This is a genomic window from Marinovum sp. 2_MG-2023 (assembly GCF_030548265.1).
Lineage (GTDB): Bacteria > Pseudomonadota > Alphaproteobacteria > Rhodobacterales > Rhodobacteraceae > Marinovum.
The window spans coordinates 1-7,508 of the sequence record NZ_JAUOSD010000054.1 but is presented as its reverse complement, the minus strand read 5'-3'; the positions used below and the strand labels follow the sequence as shown (position 1 = coordinate 7,508).

Genomic DNA, 7,508 nt, shown 5'->3' with positions numbered 1-7,508 from the left:
CGTGTCCCAACGCCATTGATCGGTGATGAACAGAATGATGTTCCTGGCTGTCATTGCGCTACTTTCCTGGTTGAAGATGTCGCGGGGGGGCGTTCGATCCACCAGATCGCAAGCCCGGCCCCGACAATCAAAAATGTGCCAAGGACAAACCCGATGCTCATCGGTTCGCGAAAAAACACAATCCCGAGCAAGCTGGCGAAAATCACCTGGCTGTAGAGAAACGGCGACAGGATCGAGGCCGGGGCGGCCTGCATCCCCAGTTGGATGGCCACATGGGCAAGTGTACCGGTGAAGCCAAGCAATGTCAGAACCGCAAAATCCATCGCCGAAATTGGTGACCAGAAAAACGGCTGCACGGGCAGCAGGACCAGCACACAGATCACCGGCATCAGCGCCATCGCCGGGACGGTTTCCGCCGGTTCCGACAAACGCCGGGTCATCAACACGTAACCCGCCGCCGCAAAGGCCGATAGCAAGGGCAAAAGCCAGATCGCGGAAAATCCAGCCTCTGCGCCCAGTTGCGGACCAATCACCACCAACACACCGGCAAAGCCCAGCGCCAATGCGGTGATCCGCCGCCATCCGATACGTTCACCCAGGAACACCACCGACAGCAATGTGACCACCAAAGGGCTCAGGAACTGAATCACCGTGGCCTGTGACAGCGGGACAAAGGCAATGGCGATAAACATCGCGGTCGACGCCGTCAGCAACAAAACCGCGCGCGTCACATGCAGCGGCAAACGGGCCGTGCGATAGATCCGCCGCCGTCCGGTCGCCCAAAGGAAGATCGCCACAAAGACCGCATGCCAGCAGTAGCGCACAAAGGAAATCTGGATCGGGGATTGCCGCGCCGTCATTTCCTTGATCGCGGCATCCTGACTGGCCAGAATGCACCCCGCCAGCGCCACCAGCCCCATGCCCGCAATCATTGACCGCGTCGCCGCGGGGGGCGTTGGCGCATTCAGCGGCAAATCAGGGGCGACCGAGGCCGCCCCCGTGGATGTCTGGCAACCGTTGGTCAATTGATCGCGGCCGTCCGGGCCGTGCCCAACCGCAGCCCGGTGTCGGGATCAAACAAATGCACCGGACCCTGCGGCATGACGTGCAGCACATCGCCATATCTGCCGCTGATCCGCTCGCGCATCAGACAGGTCACGGGGGTGTCGCCGATCTGGCCCACCACCTGGGTTTCCGCGCCTGTCGGCTCGGTCACATTGACCTGCACGGCCAAGCCCCGTTCGGCCAGCTCGAACGTATCGGGGCGAATGCCCGCAATGACAGAGCGGCCCGTTCCGTATTCGCTGGTATCGGTCGCGGCCAGGATGGTGCCATCGCCGAACCGCAGACCGCCTTCACAGATCTCGGCCTCGAGCAGGTTCATCGAAGGCGAACCGATAAAGGCCGCAACAAACAGATTGGCCGGTTCGTCGTACAGCTCCAGCGGGGTGCCGACCTGTTCGATCCGCCCCGCGCTCATCACCACGATCTTGTCTGCCATGGTCATGGCCTCGATCTGGTCGTGGGTGACATAGACCGCCGTGGTACCCAGCCGCTGGTGCAGCGATTTGATCTCGGCCCGCATCGACACCCGCAGCTTGGCATCAAGGTTGGACAGCGGTTCGTCGAACAGGAACACCTTGGGATTGCGCACGATGGCGCGGCCCATGGCGACCCGCTGGCGTTGCCCACCAGAGAGTTCGCGCGGATAGCGGTCGAGGTAGGGTTCAAGGTTCAGGATACGCGCGGCATCCTCGACCTTTTCCTTGATCTCGTCTTTCGAAGCGCCGGCAAGCTGCATCGAAAACGACATGTTGTCGGCCACTTTCATATGCGGATAAAGCGCGTAGTTCTGAAACACCATGGCGATATCGCGCGCCTTGGGTTGCAGGTTGTTCACCACCTTGCCGCCAATTTCGATGGTGCCGCCGGTGATGTCCTCCAGACCGGCAATCATCCGCAAGAGCGTGGTCTTGCCACAGCCCGACGGGCCGACCAGCGCGACGAATTCGCCATCTTCGATACCGACGTCGATGCCCTTGATCGCCTGCACCGCGCCATAGTTCTTGATCACCTGATTGATGGTAACATGTGCCATTTTTTATCTCCTATTCGGATTCGGGCCTCAGCCCTTGACCGATCCCATTGTCATCCCGCGGATGAAGTGTTTCTGGAAGGCGAGGAAGACAGCCAGCGTCGGGATTGCGGCGACAACCGCCCCCGAGGCCACCATGTTCCAGGCGATCTCGTATTCGCCTTCGAACGACAGGATGCCGACGGTCACGGGTTTCTTGCCCGCGCCCTGGGTCAGCACCAGCCCCCAAAGCAGATCGTTCCAGATCCAGGTGAATTCCAGCACGATCAGCGCCGACAAGGCAGGCCGTGCCACCGGCACGTAGATGCGTCGGAAGATCGTCCATTCGCTGGCCCCGTCAATGCGACCCGCTTCGCGCAGCTCTCCGGGCACCGTGTTGAAGAAGTTGGTCATGATCAGCACGGCAAAGGGGATCTGGCGCATGATGTGCACGATGATCTGGCTGATGAAAGTGTCATGCAGGCCAAGATCCGACATCAACCGGAACACCGGGATCAGCTGGGTATGGATCGGCACGAAGCTGAGCGAGACGATCACAAGGAACATCCAGATCCGGCCGCGAAACTGCATCCGGCTCAGCGCATATCCCGCCATCATCGCCACCATCAACGTGCCCGCAACCGAGGGCAATGTGATGATCACCGAGGCCCGCAAATAGGGCAGCATCTCGATGAAGGCGCGGCCAAGGTTGCCCCATTCATAGGTCGAGGGCAGTGCCCAGGCGCCGTTCTGGGTGATGTCGGGGATGGTGCGCACCGAGGTCAGAAGCGTGCCCATCACCGGCAGGAAGAACACCAGCGCCAAGAGCAACAGCAAGAGGATCTGGCTCCCCCGCACGACCGGCTCTTCGAACCGTTCGCGCAGAGATCCGCGGTCAATCGCCTGGGCGGCACCCGACCCGTTGGTCATTTCTGTGGTTACATGTGTCATGGTCCGACCCTCAGCTCCAATCTCGTTCTTGGGCTTTGGCCATGCGGAGCACATAGGGCACCACCATGATGGCTGTCATCAGCGTGACAATCACACCAATCGCAGCGCCATAGCCGAATTTGTAGTTCCAGAAGGTTTCCATATACATCCGGTATCCCACCACTTCGGACGATCCGAACGGGCCGCCTTCGGTCATGGTCAACACGATCTCTGTCGCCAGAAGCGCGTGGATCAACGCCGATGATACCGCAATGGTGCTGGCCGGTTTCAAAAGCGGCAGCGTGATGCGGAAGAAGATCTGGCGCCGCGTGCCGCCATCGACCTTGGCCGCTTCGATCAGCTCTTGCGGGATGGCCGACAGACCCGCGAGGAACACCACCGTGGCAAACGCCGTCTGCCGCCAGGCCGCCGCCGCGATCACCGAATAGGTCGCCGCATCAGGGCCCAACCATTCCACAATCAGACCTTCCAGTCCCAGGCTGATCAACAATTGATCCAGCAGGCCGACATCCGGTTCATAGATCCAGCCCCAGACCACACCCACAATTGCAAAAGACAGCGCCAAAGGCAGGAAAAACACGGTCTTGATCAGACTCGATCCCCAGAACGTCTGTTTGACCAGAAGCGCGATGGTGATGGCCAGCGAATTGGGCACGATCAGGAACATGATCACCCAGATGCCGGTGTTTTTCAGGGAATTAAGGAAATATGCGTCCCCGATCAGATCCGCATAATTCTGAAGCCCGACGAATTTTCCCGGTTCCGCAACACCAACCTGATCCGTCAGGCTGATGGCGAAGGTCTGAAAAATCGGATAGGCGCCGAAGATGCCGTAGATCAAAATCGCGGGCATCAGGAATAGCCAGGGCGTAAGCCGGGCGTTCATGGCAGTGTCCTCCTCTTGCGTATGGTCGGGCGTGGGGCTGTGCCCCGCCCGACCAATCTTTGCTTAATTGCCGCCAAACACGTCTGTGCGGCGACCTTCCAGCAGTTCCAAAACGGTCATGTATTGATCCGGATAGGCAAGGAACCGCGGCAATTCACGCTTCGCCACCTCGGTCACGCCGGGGTGTGTCGCAAGTTCCAGGTTTTGGTGGAACGGTGCATTCAGCATGTCCTGAAACTTCTCGATCGTCGGCTGAAACGAGGCCGGTTCGTAGATATCGACCGGGACATCCTTGTTCGCAGCCATCCGCTGGGCCTGTTTGGCAAACAGCTCTTGCGGGCCACGTTCGGATACGCATTTCAGCATCGCCAGCGCGTTTTCGGTGTTTTCACCCGCGCCACTGGCGGCCCAACCTTCGACCGCACCTTCGACGGCCAGTTCGATGCCCTCGGTGATTGGCGGGAAATCGAAGACGTCGAAATCGGCGCCCGGCTCAAGACCCGCAGTGATGAAGTTGCCGACGGTCCATGTGCCCATCAGCTCCATCGCGCCTTCGCCGTTGACGAATTTGGTGGCCATTTCCTGCCAGCCGAGCGACGAAGTGCGGTCGTTGAAATAACCCGCCTCGAGCAGATCCTTCCACAGTTCCATCGCCTTGATCACGCGGGGATCAAGATAGCTCTCGGTGCCGGCCATCAGCCCGCTGCGGAATTCCGATCCTGCCACCCGCAGCACCATGTAATCGAACCACAAAAGCGGCTCCCAGCCGGATTTCGACCCCAGAAGGAAGGGCGTGACACCGGCCTCTTTCAGCTTGGCCGCGACCGCAACGAACTCGTCCCAGGTTTGTGGTGGCTGGATATCATGTTCGGCAAAGACGCGCTTGTTGTACCAGAAAACATTGGGCTGGAACGTGGTCGGGATGGTGTAGACATTGCCGTCAGGCTCTGTGCTGGTGGCCTGAACGCCCACTGGATAGTTGTCTTTGATCTCTTCCCAGATGTCGTTCATCGCACGGATCTTGCCAGTGGCGGCCTGAAACTGCGACCGACCGCCGGCCCAATAGGCATAGATGTCTGGCGGGGTCGAGCTGGAGAGTTGCACAGGCAGCTGCACTTCGTACTGCTTGGGCGGAGAGAAGTTTTCGATGATCTCGATATTCAGCTGTTCGGCGCATGCCCCCCACATCGCCATCCGCGGCACCCGCATCGGTTCTGCCGCCGAGCGGTGGAACAGGTGAACCACACCTTCTGCCGCGACAGGGGCGGCGGTCATGGTCAACCCACCCAGAGCCAGCGGCAGGCTGAGGCAAAAGGTTGCCACGCTCTGCTTCAAATTCTTCATCTTGTTCTCCTCCGTTTAATTTTGTCGTTGCTATTGCGCTTTGTCGATAAAAACAAACATATTATGTTTATGCATCATCCGTCAAGCTTGATTGGGATGCAATTTCTACGGACCTGCCCGATTGCGCAGCAGCCCAAACCACCGGCCGAAACGGCCAAAAATCATTGGAGACCAAGGATATGGATGGAAAACCCGTCACAGCGATCAGCCCCCACGCGCGATTGCAACGACCAGCCGACAAAGACGTTCGCTGGACCGGCGGCTTTTGGGCCGAAAAACAGGACCTGATCCGACATGAGTCGATCATCAGCGTGCTGGAGGCCATGGAAGACCCGGAAAACGCGGCATATTTCGGTAATTTCCGCGCCGTGGCCGCCGGCGGCGGCACCTTTCACGGCCGATATTGGAGCGATGGTGATTGCTACAAGGCGCTCGAATCAATTCTGCTGCTGACCGATGTTGCCCCCGACGCCGTGCTGACCGAACGGCTCGACAGCTACATCGAAATCATCGCCGCCGCACAGGAGGACGACGGTTATCTCAATACACAGATCAGCCTGACCGATCTTGGCCGCTGGACCGACATCGAACATCACGAGATGTACAACCTCGGCCATCTCTTCACCACGGCCTGCCTGCATCACCAGGTCACCGGCGCAAACAGTTTGATGGACATCGCCATTCGCGCCGCCGACAATCTTTATGACAGTTTCATCACCCGCGACCCCGATCTGGCACGGTTTGGTTTCAACCCGTCACAGATCATGGGGTTGGTGGAATTGTTTCGTGAAACCGGCACGTCCCGCTATCTCGAACTGGCGCGCATCTTTGTGGAAAACCGGGGCGCGCATCCCGACATGCCCGGCAACAACGGCGATCAAAGCCAGGCGCGTGTGCCACTTCTTGAGGAACAAGAGGCCGTGGGCCATGCCGTGACCGGCCCCTATCTTTGGGCCGGGGCTGCGGATCTGGTGATGGAAACCGACGAAGCGCCGTTGATGCAGGCAATCACCCGCATCTGGGAGGATTCGACCTATCGCAAAATGTACATCACCGGCGGAATCGGCGCGTTGCACAAAGGCACATCGGAACGCAGCCACCCCAGATACGAGCAGATCGCCGAATCCTATGGTCGCCCCTATCAGCTGCCGTCAGACACAGCCTATAATGAAACCTGCGCCAATATCGCCAACGCGATGTGGAGCTGGCGGATGCTGCAACTGACCGGTGACGCGCGGTATGGGGATGTGATCGAACAGGTGATGTATAACACCGGCCTGTCCGGTGTGTCGCTGTCCGGCACGCATTTCACCTATTCCAACCCGCTGCGGTTCAATGGTGAAAAGCAATTCATCGGCAACAACGATTCACCACGTCGCTGGACCCGCTGGACCTGTTATTGTTGCCCGCCCCAGGTCACGCGCACCATCGCCGGGCTGCATCGTTGGGCCTATTCCACCGGCCCGGATGCGGTTTGGGTGCATCTCTATGGCACCAACACGCTCGCAGCCGAAGTCGCCGGTGGGCACCTCGCGCTGTCGCAAGTGTCGGATTTCCCGTGGTCGGGTGATGTCAGCATCACGGTGGATGCCGCGCCGGAAAACGAATGCACCGTGCATTTGCGCCTTCCCGGGTGGAGCCAATCCACCGCCGTGGCCATCAATGGCGAGACGATTGCCACCCCCGGACAGGGACCGCGATACCTGCCGTTGACCCGGCGTTGGGCCAAGGGCGACGTCATCACAATGGTGCTCGACATCACGCCCCGCATCATGGTCGCCCGCCCAGAGGTCGAAGAAACCCGCAGTCAGGCGGCAATCATGGCGGGGCCGGTGGTCTACTGTCTTGAAGGGGCGGATCTGCCCGACGGGACCAGCATCGACGAGGTCGCGCTAACCGCACATACGCAACTGACGCCCATTGCGGGCGAAGGGATGTTCAAGGGCAACACCCTGTTGCAGGCGGACCTGCCACGGCGCGCGCCCTGGAGCAGCAACGCGCTTTATGCCCCGCTGGCAACACCGTCAAAGGCCACGGTCTCCACGACATTGATCCCCTATTTCGCGTGGAACAACCGCGACGACAACACCATGGCGGTCTGGTTACCGCTGAAGGATTAAACAAAAAAGGGATACCGCATCACTGCGGTATCCCCCCCCTGCCCCAAAGACCCGAAACGGCATTGCCAACTTGACGGCATTGACCTGTGACGGTCCCCAGGGGTGATTTTCTCAGGCGGTCATTTCGAACGCA

The 7,508-nt window shown here is 59.6% G+C and carries 6 protein-coding genes; 1 reads left to right on the top strand and 5 read right to left on the bottom strand.

Annotated elements, in window-relative coordinates:
* Positions 1-50 precede the first annotated feature (50 nt).
* From Q4577_RS23355 to Q4577_RS23335, 5 genes are all read right to left on the bottom strand, one after another.
* Complete coding sequence (locus tag Q4577_RS23355) at positions 51-1,025, bottom strand: DMT family transporter (RefSeq protein WP_303473274.1); 975 nt, start codon at positions 1,023-1,025, stop codon at positions 51-53.
* The gene (locus Q4577_RS23350) at positions 1,022-2,098 is read right to left on the bottom strand and encodes an ABC transporter ATP-binding protein (protein WP_303473276.1); all 1,077 of its coding nucleotides are present in this window, start codon (positions 2,096-2,098) and stop codon (positions 1,022-1,024) included. The genes Q4577_RS23355 and Q4577_RS23350 overlap by 4 nt, the downstream gene beginning before the upstream one ends.
* Before the next feature lie 27 nt (positions 2,099-2,125).
* On the bottom strand, positions 2,126-3,025 hold the full coding sequence (locus Q4577_RS23345) for a carbohydrate ABC transporter permease (RefSeq protein ID WP_303473278.1): 900 nt from the start codon (positions 3,023-3,025) through the stop codon (positions 2,126-2,128).
* 10 nt (positions 3,026-3,035) lie between these two features.
* Complete coding sequence (locus tag Q4577_RS23340) at positions 3,036-3,911, bottom strand: carbohydrate ABC transporter permease (protein ID WP_303473280.1); 876 nt, start codon at positions 3,909-3,911, stop codon at positions 3,036-3,038.
* 63 nt (positions 3,912-3,974) lie between these two features.
* Positions 3,975-5,255, bottom strand: a complete 1,281-nt coding sequence (locus Q4577_RS23335) for an ABC transporter substrate-binding protein (RefSeq protein ID WP_303473282.1) — start codon at positions 5,253-5,255, stop codon at positions 3,975-3,977.
* Between the two features lie 179 nt (positions 5,256-5,434).
* Between Q4577_RS23335 and Q4577_RS23330 the strand changes: the two genes are divergently transcribed.
* The gene (locus Q4577_RS23330) at positions 5,435-7,375 is read left to right on the top strand and encodes a glycoside hydrolase family 127 protein (RefSeq protein ID WP_303473284.1); all 1,941 of its coding nucleotides are present in this window, start codon (positions 5,435-5,437) and stop codon (positions 7,373-7,375) included.
* Positions 7,376-7,508 lie beyond the last annotated feature (133 nt).

Bases quoted from the DNA above. Each gene is read 5' to 3' on its own strand.
- Q4577_RS23350 (WP_303473276.1), bottom strand. From the start codon at position 2,098: ATGGCACATGTTACCATCAATCAGGTGATCAAGAACTATGGCGCGGTG.
- Q4577_RS23345 (WP_303473278.1), bottom strand. From the start codon at position 3,025: ATGACACATGTAACCACAGAAATGACCAACGGGTCGGGTGCCGCCCAG.
- Q4577_RS23340 (WP_303473280.1), bottom strand. From the start codon at position 3,911: ATGAACGCCCGGCTTACGCCCTGGCTATTCCTGATGCCCGCGATTTTG.
- Q4577_RS23335 (WP_303473282.1), bottom strand. From the start codon at position 5,255: ATGAAGAATTTGAAGCAGAGCGTGGCAACCTTTTGCCTCAGCCTGCCG.
- Q4577_RS23330 (WP_303473284.1), top strand. From the start codon at position 5,435: ATGGATGGAAAACCCGTCACAGCGATCAGCCCCCACGCGCGATTGCAA.